At 67.0% G+C, this 21,808-nt stretch carries 22 protein-coding genes; 10 read left to right on the top strand and 12 right to left on the bottom strand.

Annotation, left to right across the window (positions count from 1 at the left end; all coding sequences use genetic code 11):
• Positions 1-5 precede the first annotated feature (5 nt).
• From J8I33_RS10440 to mpl, 9 genes are all read right to left on the bottom strand, one after another.
• The gene (locus tag J8I33_RS10440) at positions 6-1,031 is read right to left on the bottom strand and encodes a 2-dehydro-3-deoxygalactonokinase (protein WP_050013857.1); all 1,026 of its coding nucleotides are present in this window, start codon (positions 1,029-1,031) and stop codon (positions 6-8) included.
• On the bottom strand, positions 1,028-1,927 hold the full coding sequence (locus J8I33_RS10435; protein WP_050013858.1) for an IclR family transcriptional regulator: 900 nt from the start codon (positions 1,925-1,927) through the stop codon (positions 1,028-1,030). The genes J8I33_RS10440 and J8I33_RS10435 overlap by 4 nt, the downstream gene beginning before the upstream one ends.
• Before the next feature lie 350 nt (positions 1,928-2,277).
• Complete coding sequence (locus tag J8I33_RS10430) at positions 2,278-2,676, bottom strand: EF-hand domain-containing protein (protein WP_209935332.1); 399 nt, start codon at positions 2,674-2,676, stop codon at positions 2,278-2,280.
• Between the two features lie 80 nt (positions 2,677-2,756).
• Complete coding sequence (locus tag J8I33_RS10425) at positions 2,757-4,367, bottom strand: peptidase S10 (RefSeq protein ID WP_209935327.1); 1,611 nt, start codon at positions 4,365-4,367, stop codon at positions 2,757-2,759.
• 424 nt (positions 4,368-4,791) lie between these two features.
• Entirely contained in the window at positions 4,792-5,529 is a 738-nt protein-coding gene (gene mtgA / locus J8I33_RS10420; protein ID WP_050013861.1) for a monofunctional biosynthetic peptidoglycan transglycosylase, read from the bottom strand.
• Between the two features lie 14 nt (positions 5,530-5,543).
• Entirely contained in the window at positions 5,544-6,410 is an 867-nt protein-coding gene (aroE, locus tag J8I33_RS10415) for a shikimate dehydrogenase (protein WP_050013862.1), read from the bottom strand.
• Entirely contained in the window at positions 6,407-8,497 is a 2,091-nt protein-coding gene (locus J8I33_RS10410; protein ID WP_209935322.1) for an RNB domain-containing ribonuclease, read from the bottom strand. Before J8I33_RS10410 ends, aroE begins: the two co-directional genes overlap by 4 nt.
• 80 nt (positions 8,498-8,577) lie before the next feature.
• Positions 8,578-9,147, bottom strand: a complete 570-nt coding sequence (locus tag J8I33_RS10405; protein WP_050013864.1) for a YqiA/YcfP family alpha/beta fold hydrolase — start codon at positions 9,145-9,147, stop codon at positions 8,578-8,580.
• Positions 9,144-10,529 carry a UDP-N-acetylmuramate:L-alanyl-gamma-D-glutamyl-meso-diaminopimelate ligase gene (gene mpl, locus J8I33_RS10400; protein ID WP_209935316.1) on the bottom strand — a complete coding sequence of 462 codons (1,386 nt, stop codon included), beginning with the start codon at positions 10,527-10,529 and terminating at the stop codon, positions 9,144-9,146. Before mpl ends, J8I33_RS10405 begins: the two co-directional genes overlap by 4 nt.
• A 246-nt stretch (positions 10,530-10,775) precedes the next feature.
• On the opposite strand from mpl, the gene J8I33_RS10395 reads away from it, so the two are divergent.
• The 10 genes from J8I33_RS10395 (at position 10,776) to J8I33_RS10350 (ending at position 19,100) form a co-directional block, all read left to right on the top strand.
• Complete coding sequence (locus J8I33_RS10395) at positions 10,776-11,420, top strand: UDP-N-acetylmuramate--alanine ligase (protein WP_124556634.1); 645 nt, start codon at positions 10,776-10,778, stop codon at positions 11,418-11,420.
• A gap of 7 nt (positions 11,421-11,427) precedes the next feature.
• On the top strand, positions 11,428-11,982 hold the full coding sequence (locus J8I33_RS10390) for a TlpA disulfide reductase family protein (RefSeq protein ID WP_176015579.1): 555 nt from the start codon (positions 11,428-11,430) through the stop codon (positions 11,980-11,982).
• Between the two features lie 194 nt (positions 11,983-12,176).
• The gene (gene aroQ / locus J8I33_RS10385; protein ID WP_027783493.1) at positions 12,177-12,629 is read left to right on the top strand and encodes a type II 3-dehydroquinate dehydratase; all 453 of its coding nucleotides are present in this window, start codon (positions 12,177-12,179) and stop codon (positions 12,627-12,629) included.
• Between the two features lie 66 nt (positions 12,630-12,695).
• Positions 12,696-13,166 carry an acetyl-CoA carboxylase biotin carboxyl carrier protein gene (gene accB / locus J8I33_RS10380; protein WP_050013868.1) on the top strand — a complete coding sequence of 157 codons (471 nt, stop codon included), beginning with the start codon at positions 12,696-12,698 and terminating at the stop codon, positions 13,164-13,166.
• Between the two features lie 87 nt (positions 13,167-13,253).
• On the top strand, positions 13,254-14,621 hold the full coding sequence (gene accC, locus J8I33_RS10375) for an acetyl-CoA carboxylase biotin carboxylase subunit (RefSeq protein WP_050013869.1): 1,368 nt from the start codon (positions 13,254-13,256) through the stop codon (positions 14,619-14,621).
• A 2-nt stretch (positions 14,622-14,623) separates the two neighbouring features.
• Complete coding sequence (gene prmA, locus J8I33_RS10370) at positions 14,624-15,526, top strand: 50S ribosomal protein L11 methyltransferase (RefSeq protein ID WP_209925724.1); 903 nt, start codon at positions 14,624-14,626, stop codon at positions 15,524-15,526.
• Between the two features lie 45 nt (positions 15,527-15,571).
• Positions 15,572-17,008 carry a DUF3426 domain-containing protein gene (locus J8I33_RS10365; protein WP_209935312.1) on the top strand — a complete coding sequence of 479 codons (1,437 nt, stop codon included), beginning with the start codon at positions 15,572-15,574 and terminating at the stop codon, positions 17,006-17,008.
• A 71-nt stretch (positions 17,009-17,079) separates the two neighbouring features.
• Positions 17,080-17,583: a thiol peroxidase gene (gene tpx / locus J8I33_RS10360; protein ID WP_050013872.1), complete on the top strand. Its 504-nt coding sequence runs from the start codon at positions 17,080-17,082 to the stop codon at positions 17,581-17,583.
• An 85-nt stretch (positions 17,584-17,668) separates the two neighbouring features.
• Positions 17,669-18,607 (top strand): carbohydrate kinase family protein, encoded by a 939-nt coding sequence (locus tag J8I33_RS10355; RefSeq protein ID WP_176015581.1) that lies wholly within the window; start codon positions 17,669-17,671, stop codon positions 18,605-18,607.
• Between the two features lie 19 nt (positions 18,608-18,626).
• On the top strand, positions 18,627-19,100 hold the full coding sequence (locus tag J8I33_RS10350) for a glycine zipper 2TM domain-containing protein (RefSeq protein WP_176015582.1): 474 nt from the start codon (positions 18,627-18,629) through the stop codon (positions 19,098-19,100).
• Positions 19,101-19,330: 230 nt separating this feature from the next.
• Here the strand turns inward: J8I33_RS10350 and J8I33_RS10345 are convergent, their stop codons facing one another.
• From J8I33_RS10345 to J8I33_RS10335, 3 genes are all read right to left on the bottom strand, one after another.
• Entirely contained in the window at positions 19,331-19,981 is a 651-nt protein-coding gene (locus tag J8I33_RS10345) for a histone H1-like DNA-binding protein (RefSeq protein WP_089488157.1), read from the bottom strand.
• A gap of 28 nt (positions 19,982-20,009) precedes the next feature.
• A complete protein-coding gene (locus tag J8I33_RS10340; protein WP_080334256.1) occupies positions 20,010-20,336 on the bottom strand; it encodes a hypothetical protein in 327 nt (108 codons plus the stop codon).
• A gap of 82 nt (positions 20,337-20,418) precedes the next feature.
• A complete protein-coding gene (locus J8I33_RS10335) occupies positions 20,419-21,630 on the bottom strand; it encodes a ribonucleotide-diphosphate reductase subunit beta (RefSeq protein ID WP_014898151.1) in 1,212 nt (403 codons plus the stop codon).
• Between the last annotated feature and the right edge of the window lie 178 nt (positions 21,631-21,808).

The raw sequence follows: 21,808 nt of genomic DNA, 5'->3' as shown, positions 1-21,808 counted from the left end.
GCAGTTCACTGGTCGGCACAGACGGGCTCGCCGTCCGCGCGCACGAGCCCGGCGCGCGACGCGATCCGCCACAGGCCGCGCTCGGTCGCATGCGGGGCGACACGCGCATGCATATGGCCGAATACCCGGAGCGCATCGACGTAGCGCGAACACAAAGCGTCGTCGCCGATCAGCAGCAGCGGCTGGTCCGCGAGCGCGATGCCGCGCTCCGCGAGCATCGCGTCGAGCGCGTTCAGCTCATGGCCGATCAGCAAGCCGGACAGGTAGTCGCCCTGCGCATCGGGGGCGAGCCGGTCGGTCAGCCCCAGCGTGCGCGTGCTGAAAATCGTCGCGAGCAGGCCCGTGCGCTGCGCGCCGCGGGCGACTGCCACGCCGCGCAAGAACGCCGCGCGATCGGGTGATTCGCCCGCGCGCATCGTGCGGCCGAGGATCGTGTGGTCGCGCAATACCGCGAACAGCTCGCCGGTCATGAAGGTCTGGAAGCGTTCGATCAGGCCGTCCTTCACCCACGCCCATTTCGCATGCGTGCCCGGCAGGCCGATCAGTACCCCTGAACGATCAGCGCCAAGCGTGGGATCGCTCGCAAGCGCGCCGACGATCTGCGTTTCTTCGCCGCGCATCACGTCGGGCAATTCGCCCGTCGCGATCACGCCCGGCACGATCGAAACCGTCGTGCCGCGCGCCGTCGTCACGGTGATGAGACCTGCGACGAGCGCGTCGGCGCCGGCCGGCACCGCGACGTACGGCGCTTCGCGCCAGCCCTGCGCGCTGCCGACCATCCCGGCGGCGAGCACCGGCAGGCCGGGCGTACGGTCGAGCCAGTCGCCGCACGCTTCCTCGAACACCGCGTCGAACGCACGCGCGCCGCCGCCCGGCACGTGCATCACGCCGGCCGCCCGGCTGCGCGTGTCGATCGGCACGCCGTGCGCGTCGTACAGATACGCGCGCAGCGACGTGGTGCCCCAGTCGAGCGCGATCAGCGACGGGGAGGCGGAACTGGCATCCGGAACGGGCCGGGTCGAAGTCGTCATCGTTTGATCCTGCGGGTACCCTGCGGCGGGCTCCAGCCCAGCTCCGCGGAAATGGCTCGCGCTTCGCGCTGCACGAGCGGAATCAGTTCGTCCATGCGGTCGTGCGGCATGTACGGAATCGTGCTCGCGACCGACACCGCCGCGACGATCGCACCCGATGCGTCGCGGATCGGCGCGGCCACGCAGCGGATCGACGCCTCGTTTTCCTCGAGATCGAACGTATAGCCGCCGGCCGCGTAATGGGCCATGCGCTGCAGGAACGCGCTCGTCTCGGGCCGGTTGTCGGGCTTGAAGTTGACGCCGGCCAGCGCGCGCCGCGCGGCTTCGAACAGCGAGCGCCACAGATCCGGATCGAGGTCGAGCATCATCGCCTTGCCGATGCCGGTCGACGCAAGCGGCATCCGGTGGCCGACGCGCGAGCGCATCTCAAGGCCGCGCGTGCCGGGAATCTTGTCGATGTACAGCACGTCGTCGCCGTCGCGCACGCCGAGATGGATCGTGTCGAGCGTCGCTTCCGCGAGTGCTTCCAGATGCGGGCGCGCCACCGCGGTCAGCGGCATCTGCTCGAGCGCGATCGTGCCGAGCTCGATCAGCTTCGGGCCGAGCAGGTAGCCGCCCTGCACCTGGCGCAGATAGCGCGCCTGCACGAGGCTGCTGACGAGACGGTGCGTCGTGCTGCGCGTCGTGCCGAGCGCGGCGCCGATCGCGCGCATGTCGCGCGCACCGTTCGCGATCGCCTCGAGGATCGCGAGGCCGCGCAGCAGCGTCTGCGTGCCGGCCTGCTGCGCGGCGAGGTCGAGCGGCGTGCTGGTCGCGCCGATGCTGTCGGTCAGCGACGGTTCGGCCGGCATCGCACGCCGGGCGTCGAGGGCAAGAGAGTCTGGCATCTTGGTCATGGAACGGGGCGTCTTCAACGGAATCGGTGAAGCCGCTCGCGCGGCGCCGGAACTGCGTCCGGTGCGGCGGCGTGGCGGCGGTCGATGCACCGAGTAAAGCGCCCGGCGAACTTCATGGAAGGTGTCTCCGTGTGCGACGGGCGCCGCGCGATGCGTGGGTCCGAAGCTGTCGATGTGCTTCGGATTGTAGGAGCGCACGCACTCGTCTCCAATATTTGAGTGCGTTGTCCAGATAATGAGAATTCAGGCGGGATAGGCAGCGGGCTCGCTGCGCCGGCCGCGCCATGCATACGGGGGCGGGACCTGCCGTGTCGCAGGTTCCGCCCCCGTTTGTTCATGCCGTACCGCGCTTACTGCTGGCTCGTGCTGCGCGCCTGCATGTAGCGCTGGACGTCGGCGAACGACACGCGGCCGCTGCCGCCCGCGTCGATCTGCCGGAAGCGGTTCGCGACATAGCCGAGGCCGGCCGCGCGCGCCTGCGACTCGGTGATCGAACCCGTGTTCTGCGTGTCGGCCGCGCTGAACTGCCGCGCGAGCTTGCGCACCACCTGCGCATGCAGCGCGGCGCCGGTGGTCTGCGTGCCGGCGGTCGCGTGGCGCGCGGCCGGCGGCACGTACGGATCGCCGAGCTGCGCCTGGCGCGCACGCGCCGGGGCGGCGGCGTCGCTCGCCTGCGCGAACGCGGAAACGGATGCGGCGGCGCCGACGCATACGAGCGCCGCGGCAACGACGATGAAACGATTCTTCATGTCAGGCTCCAGTCTGGAATGAGGTCGTCGACTGCCGGCGAGCGGCGCCGCCGAGGGCGCCCGTCGCCGGCGTGGCGCAATCAGTGCGCGGCCGCGTTGTAGAAGGTCACGAGGTCGGCTTTCTCCTGCGGACGCGACGTATCGTCGAGATAGACCATGTGCCCGCCCTGATAGTCCTTGATCGTCAGGTTCGGTTGCGTGCCGAGCCGCGCGAGGTCGAGCTCGGTCTGGTAGAACGGCGTCGCGATGTCGTGATAGCCGTTCAGCGACAGCACCTTCAGCGCCGGGTTCAGCGTCAGCGCCGCGGCCAGATCGGGGATCGTGTCGGGCATCGCGAGGCCGTCGTGCGTCCAGTCCCACGTGTTGATCGCATTGCTGCTCACCGAGTAGGCCGACTGCGCGGTGTACTTCAGCTCGTTCGGCAGGTAGCTGCCGATCGTGTCGGTGAACGGCTTCGTGATGAACGAGCTGGACGGATCGCCGTCGGCCGCGAGCGGGCTCGACACGGGCACGTTCACGCGTGCGTCGTAGCGGCCGATCAGCGTGCCCGGCACCAGCGACAGCTGGAAGCTGTTGTCGAAGAAGGTCGGGACCACGTTGAAGTCCGCATTCCACAACGCCTGCTTCACGCCGGTCGAATTCGCCATCGTCGTGACGAGATTCGGCGGCGGCGGCGTATGGCTCGCGAGGTACGCGTTCACGACGGGCGCGTAGCTGCCGGCCGTCAGCAGCCGCATCTGGTCCGCATACTGCGGCAGGTTCGACGGGTTCGGGTTGTCGAGCTGGTAATACGCGCCGACCGTGCCATACGACGGCACGAAGCCCGCGCAGCTCACCGGGCTCGCGCCGTTGTTCGAGTTGCCGACATAGTCGCTCGCCATGTCGCAGTTCGTGTTGTAGTTCAGGATCGACGACTGCAGCACGATGCCGTCGAGCTTCACGCCGGCCGTCTCGAGCAGGTTCGCGAGCACGTCGGTGCGCGGCGTCCCGTACGATTCGCCGAACAGGTATTTCGGCGAATCGTTGCGCTGGTTCACGCTCAGGTAGCGCGTCACGAAATCGCGGAACGCGCCGGCGTCCTGGTCGACGCCCCAGAACGTCTGGTTCGTGTTCGGCGCGACCGCTTCCGAGAAGCCGGTGCCGATCGCATCGACGAACACGAGGTCGGTCGTGTCGAGCAGGGTTTCCTGGTTGTCGACGAACGGGAACGTCGACGCGTTCGCGTTCGGGTCGCCGGTCTGGATCCGGCGCGGGCCGAACGAGCCGAGGTGCAGCCACACCGACGCCGAGCCGGGGCCGCCGTTGTACAGGAACGTGACGGGCCGTTTCGCCGCGGGCTGGTTGTCGGCCGTGTACGCGACGTAGAAGAACGAGGCTTCGGGCGCGCCCGTCTGCGGATTGCGTGCGACGAGGTGGCCGGCCGTGGCCGTGTACCGGATCGTCTTGCCGTTCAGCGTGATCTGATGGTGCGTGACGGCGGCCTTTTCGACCGCGGCGGATGCATCGAGCGACGCGTTGGCGCTCGACGAATAACTGTTTGGATCGTTGTACGCGCGGTCGACCTGACCGGCAGGGTCGGCTGAATTGGCGGCGCTCGCTGCAGACGACGACGTCACGTCGTCATTGCAGGCCGTCAGTATCAGCGAAGAACACACCACTCCCAACAACAGCTTCGCTTTGCTCGCTGGCATCGTTGCGTTCCTTCTCGGATGTTTTTTATGTCGAGCAGCCGGATAAGCCGCCCCCCGCCTCGATTGCGGCCGATGAGCCGAGGCGCCGGCCAATATACGCGAGCCCGCCGGCTTTGAAAAATTTGGAAATATTCGGCGCGCAACGGGTGCGGCGCACACCTTTCAGGAATGCTTCGATTCGCGAAACGTTGCATTTCACGTCGCTTTCATCGACTTTCGCGTTTACTGGTAACGACTAAAAGAGCACCCGTTTCGTGCGATGACGCTCAACAAAAACATGCAGTCGCCGATATTGCTCAGCAAAGCGAAATAGACGGATTCGTCTAAAGGATGCGGCCCGAAAGGGTGATGACACGAATGCGCTGCAACGCAGCAATCCTGCGCGAACGGCAGAACGGACAACGCAGCGACGCGGGCGCGCCGCTTACTCGGATTGCGGCAGCTCGGCCGCGCCCATCCGGCGTGCGATGATCGCCGCACGCTGCGCCTGGTAGGCCGAGCCGCGATGCGCATCGAACCAGCGCGGCTTCGGCAGCATCACCGCGAGACGCGCCGACTGCCACGCGCCGAGCCGGCTCGCGGGAATCTTGTAGTAATAATGGGCGGCCGCTTCCGCGCCGTACACGCCGCGCCCCCATTCGACCGAATTCAGGTAGATCTCGAAAATGCGCTCCTTGTCGAGCACCGTTTCGAGCATCCACGTGATGATCAGCTCCTGCCCCTTGCGGATGTAGCTTTTCTCGCGCGACAGGAACAGGTTGCGTGCGAGCTGCTGCGTGATCGTCGAGCCGCCCGCGACGATCCTGCCGCGCGCCTTGTTCTTCTCCCACGCCTGCAGGATCGCGTCGACGTCGTAGCCGTTGTTGGTCGCGAAGGTCGAATCTTCGGACGCGATCAGCGCGCGCTTCAGGTTGCGCGAGATCTGGTCGTACGGCACCCACTGGTGCCGGATCTGCGCGGGCGGCGTGTCGCGCGACAGCCACCACGCGTCGGTGCGCATGAACGCGGTCGAGCCGGGATTCACGAACGACCACAGCGCGATCTGCGCGAGATAGAACAGCTGCGTCGCGAGCCACGCGAGCGCGAACACCGATCCCGCATAGACGATCCAGCGCGCGATGCTCACCGTCCGCGTACGCTGCGTGCCGCTCACCGCCGCCACGTGCCGCGCTCCGTTCAGCTCGCCGCGAGCGCCTGGCGCAGCGCGGCCAGCACCGGTGCGCCGTCCGGCCGCACGCCGCGCCAGATGAAGAACGATTCGGCCGCCTGCTCGACCAGCATCCCGAGCCCGTCGGCCGTGCGCGCGCCGAGCGACGCCGCGTGCTGCATGAACACGGTCGGCTGCGCGCCGTACATCATGTCGTACGCGAGCGTGCCGGCGCCGAACGCGGCCGCGTCGCATTCCGGCAGCGCGGCATCGAGGCTGCCGGCCGTCGCATTGATCACCACGTCGTACGGCTCGGCCCGCACGACGCCGGGCCCGCCGCCCGCGAGCATGCAGCCCGCATCGTGCGCGGCCTGCATGAACTGGCCGACGAGCGCCTCGGCCTTGCTCGCGGTGCGATTGACGATTCCGATCGACAGCGGCGCGCGGTCGAGCAGCGGCAGCACGACGCCGCGCGCGGCGCCGCCCGCGCCGAGCAGCAGGATGCGCGCACCCGCGAGCGACACGCCGAGATTCGCTTCGATGTCGCGCACGAGGCCCACGCCGTCGGTGTTGTCGCCGTAAAGGCGGCCGTCGGCGTCGATGCGCAGCGTGTTCACCGCGCCTGCCGCCGCCGCGCGCGGCGACAGCGTGTCGGCGAGCGCATGCGCGTCGAGCTTGAACGGCACCGTCACGTTCGCGCCGCGACCGCCTTCGGCGACGAACGCGCGCACGGCGGCCTCGAATCCGTCGACCGGCGCGAGCCGGTGCGCGTACTCGATCGGCTCGCCGGTCTGGGCGGCGAACTGCGCGTGGATGAACGGCGACTTGCTGTGCGCCACCGGGTTGCCGAACACGACATAGCGGTCCGTGCCGCTCGTCGACGCAACTGCGTTCATGATGTGCGTCCCTCTTCGCCGTCGTTGCCGCTCGCGGCTTCGCCGCCCTGTGCCGCCGCGTCGCCCGATTCGGCCAGCGCTTCGGCCTCGGTTTGCGCCGACGCGTCTTCCGCGTCGACCAGCGTGTCGTCGCCGCCTTCGGCATCATCCTCTTCGTCGGCCTCGGCCGTATCGCCGCTCGTCACGGTCGGCGCGTCGAGCACGTTCAGCAGACGCACCGACGCCTCGATCGTCAGTTCGTCGAGCGACATCACGTCGAGCAGCACGCGCGTGCCGCGCGCATGCACGCCGAGTCCCGGCACGTGCAGCAGCAGCGGGATTTCCTCGAGGCGCACGAGATCGCCCTTGACGACGCTCGCGACGACCTGCTTCTTCTGCTCCTGCTTGAGCCAGCGCAGGCACCAGAAGTACTCCATCCGGCGCTGGTAGTCGGCGTAGGCCGTGTACGTATCGTCGAAGCCCTGCACGACCGCGTAGAGATCGGCGTCCTTCGGCTTGAACGGCGCGGCGAGCTTCGCGGTGACGCCGTGCTGCACGCACGCGAGCAGTTGCCACTGGTTCACGAGGTCGACGTAGCGGCGCAGCGGCGACGTGCTCCACGCGTACTGCGCGACGCCGAGGCCTTCGTGCGGCGCGGCCGTCGTCTGCATCCGCGTGCGCTTCGGGCCCGGCGCGCCGAAGCCGCGCTGGGACCGGTAGATGCCGGGCACCGTGTGATCGTGCAGGAACGCGCCCCAGGTCGAGTTCGCGAGGATCGCGAGCTCCGACACGATCAGGTCGAGCGGCGAGCCGCGGCGGCGCGGCGTGATCGTCACGTGCTCGCCTTCGACGTAGAAGTTGTAGTCGGTGTTGCGCTGCACTTCGCGCTTCAGGCCGTAGCCCGCGCGCGCGACCTGGCGCTTCTCGAACAGCGCCTGCGCGAGCGGCCACAGCACGGCGATGTCGTCCTTGTGCGGGTAGTCGCCGGTGCCGGCCGCGAGCGTCTCTTCGTTGACGAGCTCGTCGAGCGTGTTGTGGCGCAGGTTGTTCTTCACGAACACGAGCTCGGCGCGGGTCTCGTTCGCGACGATGTCCTGCGTGTCGCGGTTCACGATGATGTACAGCGACAGCGCCGGCCGGTAATCGCCCTCTTTCAGCGTGAACACGTCGACGACGTCGTCCGGCAGCATCGTGATCTTGTCGCCCGGCATGTAGACGGTCGACAGGCGCGCGCGCGCGATCGCGTCGACCGGATCGCCGCGCACGATGCCGAGCGCCGGCGCCGCAATGTGCACGCCGATCCGCACCCGGCCGTCGGCCAGGTGCTCGACCGAGAAAGCGTCGTCGATTTCGGTCGTCGTGATGTCGTCGATCGAGAACGCCTCGACGTTCGCGCGCGGCAGGTCGTCCGGCAGCGGGCCGACCGTGACGGGCGGAAAGCCGGTGCCGTGCGGGAAAAATTCCGCGAGGAAGCGCGCTTCGTGCAGCGCACGCGGCGACTCGATGCCGCCGCAGTCGAGCATCAGCCGCGCCGGCGACACGCCGCGCGCGCCGGCCGCCGCTTCCATCGCCTTGTATTCGATCGAATTCTTGTCCGGCCGCGTCAGCAGCCCGAGCACCTTGCCCGCGAACGCTTCCGGCAGCTTGCCCGCCTTCAGCTCTTCTTCATACTGCGCCTGCACGAGCGCCTGCTGGCGCTTGCGCTCGAGCGACGCGAGCGCCATCTTGAGCTGCTCTTCCGGCGCGCGCTGGTACTGGCCGCGCCCCTTGCGGCGGAAATAGACGGGCGAGCCGTGCAGCCGCAGCACCAGCGCCGCGCGCTCGACCGGGCCGTACGTCGCGCCGAAGTATTCGGCGGCGAGCGCCGTATACGCGAACTCGTCGGCCGGCGCGCATTCCCACAGGAAGTCCAGATCGATCTGCTGCGCGGCCGTGTCGGCCTCCTGCATCAGTTCGCCTGCAGCCGGCTTGTCGAATTCGATCAGCACGTCTTTCGCGCGCACCTTCGCGCGCCGCCCGCCGGGCAACTCGACCTGAAATGCGTCGCCCTGGCGCGACAGCACGCTGCCCGCCTTGAAACTGCCCGATTCCTCGAAGAAAACGTTCACTCAGTACTCTCGTTCAGACTGCCGGGCGCCGCGTCGGCGGCGCCGCATGATGATGGGAATTCGATTGGCACGTGGCCGGTTTATGACGTCTTTCCGTCGCAAAACGCGAGAACGTCGTCGACATAGTCGGCAAATTCGCTGATTCCGTGGTCGCTGCCGTCGATCACGCGGGTTTTCGCGCCCGGGTAATGGGCGAGCATCTCGCGGTAATCGAGCACTTCGTCGCCGGTCGCCGCGAACAGATAGTAGCGGTCGGCGCGCGTGATCGCCGGCACGCGCAGCGCGTCGAGTTCGTGCAGGTGGCGGCGCTCGACGACGATCGTGCCGCCGCCGTGCCACAGCGGCTGCTCGCCCAGATGTTGTTCCAGATCCCGCTGCGGCACGATCGCCGGATTCAGCAGCACGGCTTTCCAGCCATGCTTTTCGGCGAGCCACGTCGCGTAATACCCGCCGAGCGAGCTGCCGATCACGGTCACGTCGCGCGCGCCCGCGACCTCGGCTTCCGCCACCGCGATCGCCTCCAGCGGCGACACCGACAGCGACGGGCACCGCCACTCGTCGGCGCGGCCGAGTTCGGCCATCCGCGCGGCGAGCAGCCGCGACTTCTGCGATTCCGGCGACGACCGGAAGCCGTGCAGGTACAGGATCACGGGCGGCTCCCGAGCGCGTCGAGCAGCTTCTGGTGCACGCCGCAGAAGCCGCCGTTGCTCATCACGAGCACGTGGTCGCCCGGACGCGCGGCCTCGACCACCGCCTTCACCAGCAGATGCAGATCGTCGAATGCGCGCGCGCGCTCGCCGAGCGGCGCGAGCGCCTCGGCGAGATTCCAGCCGAGCGCATCGCGCCCGGTCGGCGCGCCGTAGCCGAACACGAGATCGGCGTCGGCCAGGCTCGCCGGCAGTTGCGACTTCATCACGCCGAGCTTCATCGTGTTCGAGCGCGGCTCGAGCACGGCGAGGATGCGGGCATTCTGGCGGCCGATGCGCGCACGAAGACCGGCGATCGTGGTGTCGATCGCGGTCGGATGGTGCGCGAAATCGTCGTAGACGGTCACGCCGTCCACGCTGCCGCGCACTTCCATGCGGCGCTTCACGTTGCGGAACGACGCGAGGGAAACCGCAGCCTGCGCCGGCGGCACGCCGACGTGGCGCGCGGCGGCGATCGCCGCGAGCGCGTTCATCCGGTTGTGGTCGCCTTGCACCTGCCACGCGACTTCGCCGACGCGCTCGGCTTGGCGATACACCGCGAAGCGTTCGTCGACCGGCACGCCGTCCTCGGCCGGCAGCGCCTGCCAGCCGCCGTCGACGCCGAAACGCTCGACCTCGCTCCAGCAGCCGCGCGCGAGCACGCGCTCGAGCGCATCCGAGCGGCCGTTCGTGACGATCCGCCCGACGCCCGGCACGGTGCGCACGAGATGGTGGAATTGCGTCTCGATCGCGGCGAGATCGGGGAAGATGTCGGCGTGATCGAATTCGAGGTTGTTCAGTACCGCGGTGCGCGGCCGGTAGTGCACGAACTTCGAGCGCTTGTCGAAGAATGCCGTGTCGTACTCGTCGGCTTCGATCACGAAGAAGCTCGAATCGGTGAGCCGCGCGGACACGCCGAAGTTCAGCGGCACGCCGCCGATCAGGAAGCCCGGGTTCAGGCCGGCATCTTCCAGCAGCCATGCGAGCATCGACGACGTGGTCGTCTTGCCGTGCGTGCCCGCGACCGCGAGCACCCACTTGCCGGCGAGCACGTGCTCGCCGAGCCACTGCGGACCCGACACGTAAGGCAGGCCGCGATCGAGGATTGCCTCCATCAGCGGATTGCCGCGCGTGACGACGTTGCCGATCACGAACAGGTCCGGTTTCAGGTCGATCTGCTCGGCGCCGTAGCCCTCGATCAGCGTGATGCCCTGCGCCTCGAGCTGCGTGCTCATCGGCGGATAGACGCCCGCGTCGCAACCCGTCACCGTGTGGCCCGCCTCGCGTGCGAGTACGGCGAGACCGCCCATGAAGGTGCCGCAGATGCCAAGAATGTGGATGTGCATAGAGGAATGCTTTCGCGCCGCCGGGCGCCGTCGATTCGGAAAGGATGCGTGTGCGGCGCGCCGGCGAGGCCGTGCGGCCGGCGCCCGGCCAACGACCTGGCCGCGACACAAAGAGCAGTATTGTAACTGACGGCCTGCGATGCCCGGCGGCCCGAACGATGCGCGCGAGCGGCGCCGGCGCCCTCGGACGGCGGGCCGCCGCACCCGCGCTCGGGCGCCGTGGCGATCGAGTATGATTGCCGGATCATGTCTCGCAAACCTCTTGTCGACCCGCGGCGCGTCCGCGAGGAAATCGCCCAGTCCGCCGCCCGCCTGATCGCGGAGGACGGCCAGGACTATGCCGGCGCGAAGCGCAAGGCCGCGCGCCAGTTACTGGGCGATTCGCGCGTTGCCGGCGAATGGCTGCCGGATAACGACCAGATCGAGGAAGAACTGCGCGAGTACCTCGCGCTGTTCCAGAGCGACACGCAGCCGGACGAACTGCGCCGCCTGCGTGAAATCGCGCTCGACTGGATGGGCCGGCTCGCCGAGTTCCATCCTTATGTGACGGGCGCCGTGCTGAACGGCACTGCGAACGCGCATTCGGATATCCATTTGCAGGCCTTCACCGACAACCCGAAGGACGTCGCGATCTACCTGCTGAACCAGAACGTCCAGTACGACGTGTCCGAGACGCGGCATTTCGCGGGCCGCGGCGACGTCGAGACGCTCAGTTTCCTGTGGCGCCCGCGGCGCGACGTGGATGCGATCGGCATCCATCTTGCGCTGTATGCGAGCGACGACCTGCGCGGCGCGGTGAAGGCCGACGCGCGCGGCCGCGTCGCCCGCGCGGACGCCGCGGCGCTGCGCGCGCTCGTCGATGCAGGCCAGGCTCCTTCCGAACCGGAATGATTCAACGATGATGATGAAACGCATGTTGGCGCTCGCGGTGGTCGCGGCCGCCGCCGTTGCCGGCGGTTTCGCCGCCGGCCACTGGTTCCGCGGCGGCAGCGCCGACGACGGTGTCGCCGTCGCCGCGCCGGCCGCCCACGGCAATCCGGTCGACCAGCTGTGGGCGTCGTCGCTGACCGGCGTCGACGGCAAGCCGGCGTCGCTCGCTTCCTTCAAGGGCCAGAAGGTTGTGGTCAACTTCTGGGCATCGTGGTGCGGCCCATGCGTCGAGGAAATGCCCGAGCTCGTCGCGCTGTCACATCAGTACAAGCAGAAAGGCATCCGTTTCGTCGGAATCGGCGTCGATTCCGGGCAGAACGTGAAGAACTTCCTGCAGAAGGTGAAGGTCGACTATCCAGTCTTCGTCAGCGGCTACGCAGGCGCCGATCTGGCCCGAAATTTCGGAAATACCGCCGGCGCGCTGCCGTTTACCGTCGTCATCGACGAAACCGGCAAGATTCGCGAGACAAAATTGGGACAAATCCAACCGGCCGAGCTGAAAAAGACGCTCGACGCACTGTAATCGGTCCGAACGGCAGCCCGCACGTTGGCGGCGATTTGCAGGTCGATCGCGGCAATTTCGCGTGAATTCGCGGACACTTTGCGCCCGCGCCGGTAATTCTTGCAGGTCCGGCGCGCCTGGCCGTTCGGCAAAACTAGACAAATTTCTCTAAATAGCGCTAAAGTTCGCGCAATTCCGCAGAAATAGAAGCGACCATGACACGATTGCTGGTGTTGCACGGCCCCAACCTGAACCTTCTCGGCACCCGGGAACCGGAGGTGTACGGCCGCGTCACGCTCGCGCAGATCGATCAGGCGCTTGCCGCGCGCGCCCGGGAAGCCGGCGCCGAACTGTCGTCGTTCCAGAGCAACCATGAAGGCGCGCTGGTCGACCGCATCCAGGCCGCGCGGGAGGAACAGACCGATTTCATCCTGATCAATCCGGCCGCGTATACGCACACGAGCGTTGCGATCCGGGACGCGATCGCCGGTGTCGGCATCCCGTTCGTCGAGGTTCACTTGTCGAACGTGCATCGCCGCGAAGCGTTCAGGCACCACTCCTACTTTTCCGACCAGGCCGAAGGCGTGATCTGCGGGCTCGGCTGGAAAGGTTATCTGTACGCGCTCGAGTACGCGCTGGACAAGCTGCAAGGCGCGTCGCGCGGCTGATTTCGCGATCTAGATTCAGCGCCGGCCCCTCACCGGCGCTTTCACGTATTGAAAGGGGAATTCCCGATGGATCTTCGTAAGCTGAAAACTCTGATCGACCTCGTTTCCGAATCCGGCATCTCCGAGCTGGAAGTGACGGAAGGCGAAGGCAAGGTGCGCATCGTCAAGAACGCGCCGCCGGTCTACGTGCAGCCGACGGCTGGGTATGCCCCGCAAGTCAGCGCGCCGGCTCCGTCGGCCGCGCTGCCGACCGACGGCGCGGCGCCGGCCGCCGGCGCAGCCGCCGCACCGGCCGTCCCGCAGGGACACGTCGTGACGTCGCCGATGGTCGGCACGTTCTATCGCGCGCCGTCGCCGGGCGCCGACCCGTTCGTGCAGGCCGGCGACACGGTCAAGGAAGGCCAGACGATCTGCATCATCGAAGCGATGAAGCTGCTCAACGAGATCGAGTCGGACAAGGCCGGCGTGATCAAGGAAATCCTCGTCGAGAACGGCCAGGCCGTCGAATACGGCCAGCCGCTTTTCGTGATCGGCTAAGCCCGCCGCGCGGCCCTGCCGGCCGCGCGCCGCCGAGATGCTCGCCAGGCGCCGTTCGCGCGCCCCTCGAAGAGACGAATACTCGCTATGTTTGAAAAAATCCTCATTGCCAACCGCGGTGAAATCGCGCTGCGCATCCAGCGCGCGTGCCGCGAACTCGGCGTCAAGACGGTGGTCGTGTACTCGGAAGCCGACAAGGAAGCCAAGTACGTGCGCCTCGCCGACGAAGCCGTCTGTATCGGCCCGGCCCCGTCGAACCTGAGCTACCTGAACATGCCGGCGCTGATCAGCGCCGCGGAAGTCACCGACGCCGAGGCGATCCACCCCGGCTACGGCTTCCTGTCCGAGAACGCCGATTTCGCGGAGCGCGTCGAGCAGTCGGGCTTCACGTTCATCGGCCCGCGCCCGGAAACGATCCGCATGATGGGCGACAAGGTCACCGCGAAGCAGACGATGATCAAGACCGGCGTGCCGTGCGTGCCGGGCTCGGAAGGCGCGTTGCCGGACGATCCGAAGGAGATCGTCAAGATTGCGCGCGCGATCGGCTATCCGGTCATCATCAAGGCGGCGGGTGGCGGCGGCGGGCGCGGGATGCGCGTCGTGCACACCGAAGCCGCGCTCGTCAACGCGGTCAACATGACCCGCGAGGAAGCCGGCCGTGCGTTCGGCAACCCGCAGGTGTACATGGAGAAGTTTCTCGAGAACCCGCGCCATATCGAGATCCAGGTGCTGTCGGACGCGCACAAGAACGCGATCTGGCTCGGCGAGCGCGACTGCTCGATGCAGCGCCGCCACCAGAAGGTGATCGAGGAAGCGCCTGCGCCCGGCATTCCGCGCCGCCTGATCGACCGCATCGGCGATCGCTGCGCGGACGCATGCAAGAAGATGGGCTACCTCGGCGCGGGCACGTTCGAATTCCTGTACGAAAACGGCGAGTTCTACTTCATCGAGATGAACACGCGCGTGCAGGTCGAGCACCCGGTATCGGAACTGATCACCGGCGTCGACATCGTGCAGGAACAGATCCGCATCGCGGCCGGCGAGAAGCTCACGCTGCGCCAGCGCGACATCCAGTTCCGCGGACATGCGATCGAATGCCGGATCAACGCCGAAGATCCGTTCAAGTTCACGCCTTCGCCGGGCCGGATCACGTCGTGGCATACGCCGGGCGGCCCCGGCGTGCGCGTCGATTCGCACGCCTACAATGGCTATTTCGTGCCGCCGAACTATGATTCGATGATCGGCAAGCTGATCACCTACGGCGCGACACGCGAGCAGGCGATCCGCCGGATGCGCATCGCGCTGTCGGAAATGGTCGTCGAAGGCATCCAGACCAACATCCCGCTGCACCGCGAGCTGATGATCGACGCGAAGTTCGTCGAAGGCGGCACCAGCATCCATTACCTCGAAAACCGGCTCGCGCAGAAGCAGCAGGTCGCACCGGAAGAAGCGTAAGCATGAGTTATCGCGAACTCGTCGTCGAACTGGCCCGCGAGCATGCGGAGGCCCTGTCCGACGCACTGCTCGATCTCGGCGCGCTGTCGGTGTCCGTCGAGGACGCCGACGCCGACACGCCCGACGAACAGCCGCTCTTCGGCGAGCCGGGCCTCGTGCCCGATCGCACCGCGTGGCAGCACTCGCGCGTGGTCGCGCTGCTGTCGACCGATCACGAGCCGGCCGTGCTGCTCGCGGCGGCCGCGAACGAGATCGGCCTCGCCGAGACGCCCCAGTTCGTCGTGCGCGAAGTCGAGGAGCAGGACTGGGTGCGGCTCACGCAGTCGCAGTTCGAGCCGATTCCGATCGGCGAGCGGATCTGGGTCGTGCCGTCGTGGCACGACGCGCCCGATCCCGATGCGCTCGTCCTCGAGCTCGACCCCGGCCTCGCATTCGGCACCGGCAGCCATCCGACGACCCGTCTGTGCATGGAGTGGCTCGAGCAGTCGGTGAAGCCCGGTCAGTCGGTGCTCGACTACGGCTGCGGCTCGGGCATTCTCGCGATCCTCGCGAAGAAATGCGGGGCGAACCCCGTGATCGGCATCGACATCGATCCGCAGGCAGTCGAATCGGCGCGCCAGAACAGCGAACGCAACCGGGCGGAAGTTACGTACGGGCTGCCCGATGCGTGCCCGGACGGCGAATTCGACATCGTCGTCGCGAACATCCTGTCGAATCCGCTGAAGCTGATGGCGTCGATGCTCGCATCGAAGGTCAAGCCGGGCGGGCGCATCGCGCTGTCGGGCGTGCTCGCGCGCCAGGCGGACGAAGTCGCGGCCGTTTATGCGCGCTACGTCGACATTTCGGTCTGGCGCGAACACGAAGGCTGGGTATGCCTTGCCGGAACGCGCCGCGAAAGCCATTAGAATAGCGCTGTCCTTCACTCTGGCCAGCAGGCCGCCCGGCTCGACATGCTTCTTGCGACGCGCTGCCCTCATTGCGAAACCGTCTTCCGGCTGCAGCAGGAACAGCTCTCGCTGCATCAGGGGCTCGTGCGCTGCGGCCATTGCCACGAAGTCTTCAACGCCGCCGAATCGCTCGTCCCCGAGTACGCGCCGCAGCCCGAGCCGGTATTGACCGAACCGGCTGCCGCGCCGCACGGCGGCGACGCACATCCGCAGGCCACCCCGGCCCGGCTGTTCACCGCCGACGCGCCGCCCGAATTGCCGACCGGCGCCGATTACAAGCCGGAAGGCTGGGACATGTGGGCGCCGTGGCTCGACGCCGGCGTCGATCCGTCGCTGCAGCACAGCGTCGAGACCGTGCGAACCGAGCCGTTGATACCGCTCGCGCTGCCGTCCACGGAAGCGGGCGTCGTCCACCTGTCGGGTACGCCCGAGCCGTTCGCGTCGTCGCCAGCCGAGCTCGATGCTTCGGCTGCCGTCGAGCAACCGGCCGAACCGCATTCGCCGCAGACGCGGCACGAACCGCACGAAACCGAAGAAGCCGCGCCGTCGCCCGTACCCACCGCGCCCGTCGAGCGCGATCCGCGCGAGCCCCGCTTCGTCGCTCACGTTCCGTCCGACACGGAAACCGCCGCCGGACCGGTCGAACCCGCGCCGATCGAACCCGTCGTCCCCGCGCACTTCGTGGCGCCGGACGACGAACGCGCGCCACGCGAACCCCGTTTCGCGTTCACGCCCGCACCGGCCTTCACCGAAGCCGAGACCGCATCGGAACCCGGCACCTTCACCCGGCACGACAACGCGTCGACGGCGGCGGCAGCCGATGAACCGGTCGCCCGGACGGTCACCCAACCGCCGGCCCAGCCCGACGCCCAGCCGGTCGCCCCCTTCCCCGCCGCCCTGACCGACGACGATCGCCCGCACTTCGCCGTCACGCGCGAGACGCGCGCGCCGCAGCGACACGGGATGCTCGGCGGCTTTTTCGGCGGCCTCGTCGCGGCCGCGCTGGTCGGGCTGCTCGTCGCGCAACTGGCGTGGTGGCAGCGCGAGACGCTGATGATCTACTGGCCCGTCACGCAGGGCTGGTTCCGGCAGGCGTGCGCGCCGCTCGGCTGCACGGTCACGCCGCCGCGCGCGATCGACGGGCTGCGGCTCGACCCGACCGACCTGCGCCAGCTCGACGGCCCGCGCGAGCTCGAACTGAAGGTGCCGCTGACGAACCGCTACCGCGTCGCGCTCGCATACCCGTCGCTCGAGCTCACGCTGCTCGACGACACCAATCACGTCACCGTGCGCCGCGTGCTCGCGCCGCGCGACTACGTGCGCCCGGGCACGCCGATCGACGCCGGGCTGCCGCCCGGCACGACGCAGACGATGGTCGTCCGCCTCGAAACGAACGGCACGCCCGCCTCGAATTTCCGCGTCCAGATCTTCTATCCGTGACGCGCCGCGGCGCGCTTGCGCGCCCGTCTCAACCCGCGCGCCCGAGCGGCGCGCTATTTCGGAGCACGAACATGAGCAAAGTTACGCTGGGTGGCAACCCGATCGATCTCGCCGGCACGTTCCCGGCCGTCGGCGCGCAAGCCGCCGATTTCAAGCTGGTCGGCAAGGATCTCGCCGATCTGACGCTCGCCAGCTTCGCCGGCAAGCGCAAGGTGCTGAACATCGTGCCGAGCCTCGACACGCCGACCTGCGCGACGTCGACCCGCAAGTTCAACGAAGCCGCGTCGTCGCTCGACAACACGGTCGTGATCGTCGTGTCCGCCGACCTGCCGTTCGCCGCCACGCGCTTCTGCACGACCGAAGGCCTCGCGAACGTCGTGACGGCATCGACGTTCCGCACCGGCCGCGCGTTCGCGAACGCCTACGGCGTCGACGTGACGAGCGGCCCGCTGAACGGCCTGACCGCGCGCGCGGTGGTCGTGCTCGACGCACAGGACAAGGTGATCCACGCGGAACTCGTCGGCGAAATCAAGGACGAGCCGAACTACGATGCAGCGCTCGCCGCACTGAAGTAAGCTTTCTTCCGCTTTCCCCTGCCGCGCCGCGCCCTTCGCGCGGCGTTGTCGCGCAGGGCCCCTCATTTCTACAGGAACGCACACCTTGGCTACGCTGATTTGCGGCTCGATCGCCTACGACTCCATCATGACCTTCGAAGGGCGGTTCCGCGAGCACATCCTGCCCGACCAGGTGCACCTCATCAACCTGAGCTTCCTCGTGCCGACGATGCGCCGCGAATTCGGCGGCTGCGCGGGCAACATCGCCTACGCGCTGCACCTGCTCGGCGGCGATGCGCGCATCATGGCCACGATGGGCGCGTTCGACGCGCAGCCGTATCTCGATCGGTTCGACCAGCTCGGCCTGCGCCGCGATCACGTTCGCGTGCTACCCGATACGTACACCGCGCAAGCAATGATCACGACCGATCTCGACAACAACCAGATCACCGCGTTCCACCCGGGCGCGATGATGCAGTCGCACCTGAACCACGCGGGCGACGCGCCGGACATCAAGCTCGCGATCGTCGGCCCGGACGGCTTCGACGGGATGGTCCAGCACGTGGAAGAGCTCGCCAAGGCCGGTGTGCCGTTCGTGTTCGATCCGGGCCAGGGCCTGCCGCTGTTCGACGGTGCGACGCTGCGCCGCAGCATTGAACTTGCGACCTATGTCGCGGTCAACGACTACGAGGCCAAGCTGGTGAGCGACAAGACGGGATGGTCCGAAGATGAAATCGCCAGCCGGGTCGACGCGCTCGTCATCACGCGTGGCGAGCACGGCGCGACCATCCGCCACAAGCAGGGTGCGGAGCAGATTCCGGTCGTGCCGGCCGAGCGCATCGCCGATCCGACCGGCTGCGGCGACGCCTTCCGGGGCGGCCTGCTGTACGGCATCGAGCACGGCCTCGACTGGGCAACCACCGGCCGCCTCGCGAGCCTGATGGGCTCCGTCAAGATCGCCCATCAAGGGCCCCAGACTTACGACCTGACGCGCGCCGAAATCGACGCACGCTTCGAGACTGCGTTCGGTTACAGTCTCAAATGAATATTGTGGGAGAGCAAAGATGTTGACGAAAAAAACCCTCACGCTCGCGGCCATGCTGGCGGCCACGCTGACTCTCGCCGGCTGCTTCACGGCACCCGGTTCGGCGGATGTCTATAGCGTCGGCCAGGCGCAGCGCGAACAGACGGTCCGCATGGGCACGGTCGAAAGCGTCCGTGCGGTGCGCATCCAGTCCGACGGCGGCGGCAGCGCGATCGGCACGCTCGGCGGCGGCGCGCTCGGCGCGGTCGCGGGCAGCGCGATCGGCGGCGGCAAAGGCTCGATCCTGACGGCGATCGCCGGCGGCCTCGTCGGCGCGGTCGCGGGTAACGCGGTCGGCGAAAACCTCAGCACGGCGAACGGTGTCGAAATTACCGTGCGCCTCGACAACGGCGATCTGCGCTCGATCACGCAGGCAGCCAGCGGCGAAGCGTTCCGCGCCGGCGAGCGCGTACGCCTGCTGTCGAGCGGCGGCGTCACGCGCGTCACGCACTAACCGGTATCCTCAGCACGCGGCGCAAGCCGCGGTCGAACGCATGTGCGAAGCCGCGCATGCGTTTTTTTTCGTCCATGCGCTTTCGTCCACGTTCGCGTCGGCCGGCCGATCGACGACCCATACGGACGAAAAAAATCCCGCCACCTGAGCCAGATGGCGGGACTGATTGAGTAGCGCTACTCAACCCACGGACACCACGTGAGTGTCCGGGTGATGCTGCTCAGCCGCGATTACGGACGGCTGCCGGTCGGGAACGGCCATGCCGCTGCCGGGTTGAGCGCGGTCTTCACGCCCGATGCCGGCGCAACCGATGCGGTCGACGCGGTCGTTGCCGGCGCAGCCTTCTTCACGACGGCCTTCTTCGGCGCAGCAGCCTTCTTCGCCGGTGCGGCAGCCGTCTTCGCAGGGGCAGCCTTCTTGGCGGGCGCAGCCTTCTTCGCGGCAGCCTTCTTCGCAGGCGCGGCCTTCTTGGCAGCAGCCTTCTTCGCCGGCGCAGCCTTCTTCGCAGCAGCCTTCTTCGCCGGTGCGGCCTTCTTGGCGGCAGCCTTCTTCGCCGGTGCCGCCTTCTTCGCAGCAACCTTCTTCACTGCGACTTTCTTGGCTGCAACCTTCTTCGCAGCGGCCTTCTTGGCCGGTGCCGCCTTCTTCGCTGCGACCTTCTTGGCTGCAACCTTCTTCGTTGCGACCTTCTTTGCAGCGACCTTCTTTGCAGCGGCCTTCTTCGCCGGTGCTGCCTTCTTCGCGGCAACCTTCTTCACCGCGACCTTCTTCGCAGCAACCTTCTTCACTGCGGCCTTCTTCGCCGGCGCAGCAGCCTTCTTCGCAACGGTCTTCTTGGCAGCAACCTTCTTAGCAGCCGGTTTCTTCTTGGCAGTAGCCATGTTGTTCTCCTTCAGGTTCAGATGAGAGTCAGTTCAAACTACACCCTTCGTCAAAACCCGCTTCCCGCGGACGCTGTTCAGGACGTGCGCTTCGAAGCGGGCTATTCATCGGCGTACGCAGATACCGCGCGCTTACGCTAATGAATACGGTATGGCGCGCGTGACCCCATGGCCTCGCACGCCAAATCAAGTCGGTAGCCGGCGCACCTCGCGCCGCTACCCCTAATCGCTTGATCAAGCGGACCGCCACACGGCCGTCCGCTTTTTCCGGAGGGAAGTTTGCCCATCCCACTGAAGGGTTCGCAAAGTGCCTGTCGTATCGTTGGGCCGTTAAGGCACCGGGCATGCTTTGCATCAGGCGTTCTTGCTCCTAAACCTTGGGCCAGGGCCGAGAGGCCACCGGCTGCTCCATCATGTAACGGGTTCGCTGCTGCGGGTTATTCCCAGGACAGCGCGCCCCCCGTCTGATACTCGATCACACGCGTCTCGAAGAAGTTGCGTTCCTTCTTCAGGTCGATCATCTCGCTCATCCACGGGAACGGGTTTTCCTCGTTCGGATACAGCGGGTCGAGGCCGATCTGCTGGCAACGGCGGTTGCTGATGAAGCGCAGATAGCTCTTGAACATCGACGCGTTCAAACCCAGCACGCCGCGCGGCATCGTGTCCTCGGCGTAGCGGTATTCGAGTTCGACAGCCTGCTTGAACAGCTCGCGGATCTCGGCGCGGAATTCCGCGGTCCACAGATGCGGGTTCTCGAGCTTGATCTGGTTGATCAGGTCGATGCCGAAGTTGCAGTGCATCGACTCGTCACGCAGGATGTACTGGTATTGCTCTGCAGCACCCGTCATCTTGTTCTGGCGGCCGAGTGCGAGGATCTGCGTAAACCCGACATAGAAGAACAGGCCTTCCATGATGCAGGCGAACACGATCAGCGACTTCAGCAGCTTCTGATCCGCTTCGAGCGTGCCGGTCTTGAAGGCCGGGTCCGTCAGCGTATGAATGAACGGGATCAGGAATTCGTCCTTCGCGCGGATCGACGTGACCTCGTGATACGCGTTGAAGATCTCGCCTTCGTCGAGGCCGAGCGATTCGACGATGTATTGGTACGCGTGCGTGTGGATCGCTTCCTCGAACGCCTGGCGCAGCAGGAACTGCCGGCACTCCGGCGCCGTGATGTGGCGGTACGTGCCGAGCACGATGTTGTTCGCCGCGAGCGAATCGGCCGTCACGAAGAAGCCGAGGTTGCGCTTCACGATGCGGCGCTCGTCCTCGGTCAGACCGTTCGGGTCCTTCCACAGTGCGATGTCGCGGGACATGTTGATTTCCTGCGGCATCCAGTGGTTCGCGCAACCGGCCAGATACTTTTCCCACGCCCACTTGTACTTGAACGGCACCAGCTGATTGACGTCAGTCTGGCCGTTGATGATGCGCTTGTCGGCGACATTGACCCGCGCTTCCGACCCGCCGGCGGGAACAGCCGATGCTTGCGGCGGCACCGCAAGATCGCCTTCGAAAATGTCGCGGACCTGATGGGCGGCAGGCGTTGCAGCCTGCATTCCGACAGCCATCCCGGCGGAGGTGCGCATCGCGTTTTGCTGCGCTCCGCTCGCGGGGGTTACGGCAGTCTTCTCGTCATCCCAGTTGAGCATAAATTCTCACCATCAATTTAGAACGGTTTGTACCATCTTTTCCTGAGCGATAAAAGGGTTCGCTCACGAAAAATCCTTTTTTCGATTCGCGTTGCGACCTCGATACAACACTTTGAGCAACGCATCGTCGTTCATGCAGCGCGCGATGTGAGTCGCGCGTGTATCGCGAGGTGCGCTC

Origin of the sequence: Burkholderia sp. AcTa6-5, from assembly GCF_017815075.1 — a bacterium.
In the GTDB taxonomy this organism is placed as follows: domain Bacteria; phylum Pseudomonadota; class Gammaproteobacteria; order Burkholderiales; family Burkholderiaceae; genus Burkholderia; species Burkholderia sola.
The sequence above is the reverse complement of the archived record's forward strand: the minus strand, read 5'-3'. Positions and strand labels throughout refer to the sequence as shown.

Excerpts from the sequence above, each read along its gene's own strand:
- J8I33_RS10440 (WP_050013857.1), bottom strand. The coding sequence starts at position 1,031 with ATGACGACTTCGACCCGGCCCGTTCCGGATGCCAGTTCCGCCTCCCCG.
- J8I33_RS10435 (WP_050013858.1), bottom strand. The coding sequence starts at position 1,927 with ATGACCAAGATGCCAGACTCTCTTGCCCTCGACGCCCGGCGTGCGATG.
- J8I33_RS10430 (WP_209935332.1), bottom strand. The coding sequence starts at position 2,676 with ATGAAGAATCGTTTCATCGTCGTTGCCGCGGCGCTCGTATGCGTCGGC.
- J8I33_RS10425 (WP_209935327.1), bottom strand. The coding sequence starts at position 4,367 with ATGCCAGCGAGCAAAGCGAAGCTGTTGTTGGGAGTGGTGTGTTCTTCG.
- aroE (WP_050013862.1), bottom strand. The coding sequence starts at position 6,410 with ATGAACGCAGTTGCGTCGACGAGCGGCACGGACCGCTATGTCGTGTTC.
- mpl (WP_209935316.1), bottom strand. The coding sequence starts at position 10,529 with ATGCACATCCACATTCTTGGCATCTGCGGCACCTTCATGGGCGGTCTC.
- J8I33_RS10395 (WP_124556634.1), top strand. The coding sequence starts at position 10,776 with ATGTCTCGCAAACCTCTTGTCGACCCGCGGCGCGTCCGCGAGGAAATC.
- J8I33_RS10390 (WP_176015579.1), top strand. The coding sequence starts at position 11,428 with ATGATGATGAAACGCATGTTGGCGCTCGCGGTGGTCGCGGCCGCCGCC.
- aroQ (WP_027783493.1), top strand. The coding sequence starts at position 12,177 with ATGACACGATTGCTGGTGTTGCACGGCCCCAACCTGAACCTTCTCGGC.
- accB (WP_050013868.1), top strand. The coding sequence starts at position 12,696 with ATGGATCTTCGTAAGCTGAAAACTCTGATCGACCTCGTTTCCGAATCC.
- accC (WP_050013869.1), top strand. The coding sequence starts at position 13,254 with ATGTTTGAAAAAATCCTCATTGCCAACCGCGGTGAAATCGCGCTGCGC.
- prmA (WP_209925724.1), top strand. The coding sequence starts at position 14,624 with ATGAGTTATCGCGAACTCGTCGTCGAACTGGCCCGCGAGCATGCGGAG.
- J8I33_RS10365 (WP_209935312.1), top strand. The coding sequence starts at position 15,572 with ATGCTTCTTGCGACGCGCTGCCCTCATTGCGAAACCGTCTTCCGGCTG.
- tpx (WP_050013872.1), top strand. The coding sequence starts at position 17,080 with ATGAGCAAAGTTACGCTGGGTGGCAACCCGATCGATCTCGCCGGCACG.
- J8I33_RS10350 (WP_176015582.1), top strand. The coding sequence starts at position 18,627 with ATGTTGACGAAAAAAACCCTCACGCTCGCGGCCATGCTGGCGGCCACG.
- J8I33_RS10345 (WP_089488157.1), bottom strand. The coding sequence starts at position 19,981 with ATGGCTACTGCCAAGAAGAAACCGGCTGCTAAGAAGGTTGCTGCCAAG.
- J8I33_RS10340 (WP_080334256.1), bottom strand. The coding sequence starts at position 20,336 with ATGCAAAGCATGCCCGGTGCCTTAACGGCCCAACGATACGACAGGCAC.
- J8I33_RS10335 (WP_014898151.1), bottom strand. The coding sequence starts at position 21,630 with ATGCTCAACTGGGATGACGAGAAGACTGCCGTAACCCCCGCGAGCGGA.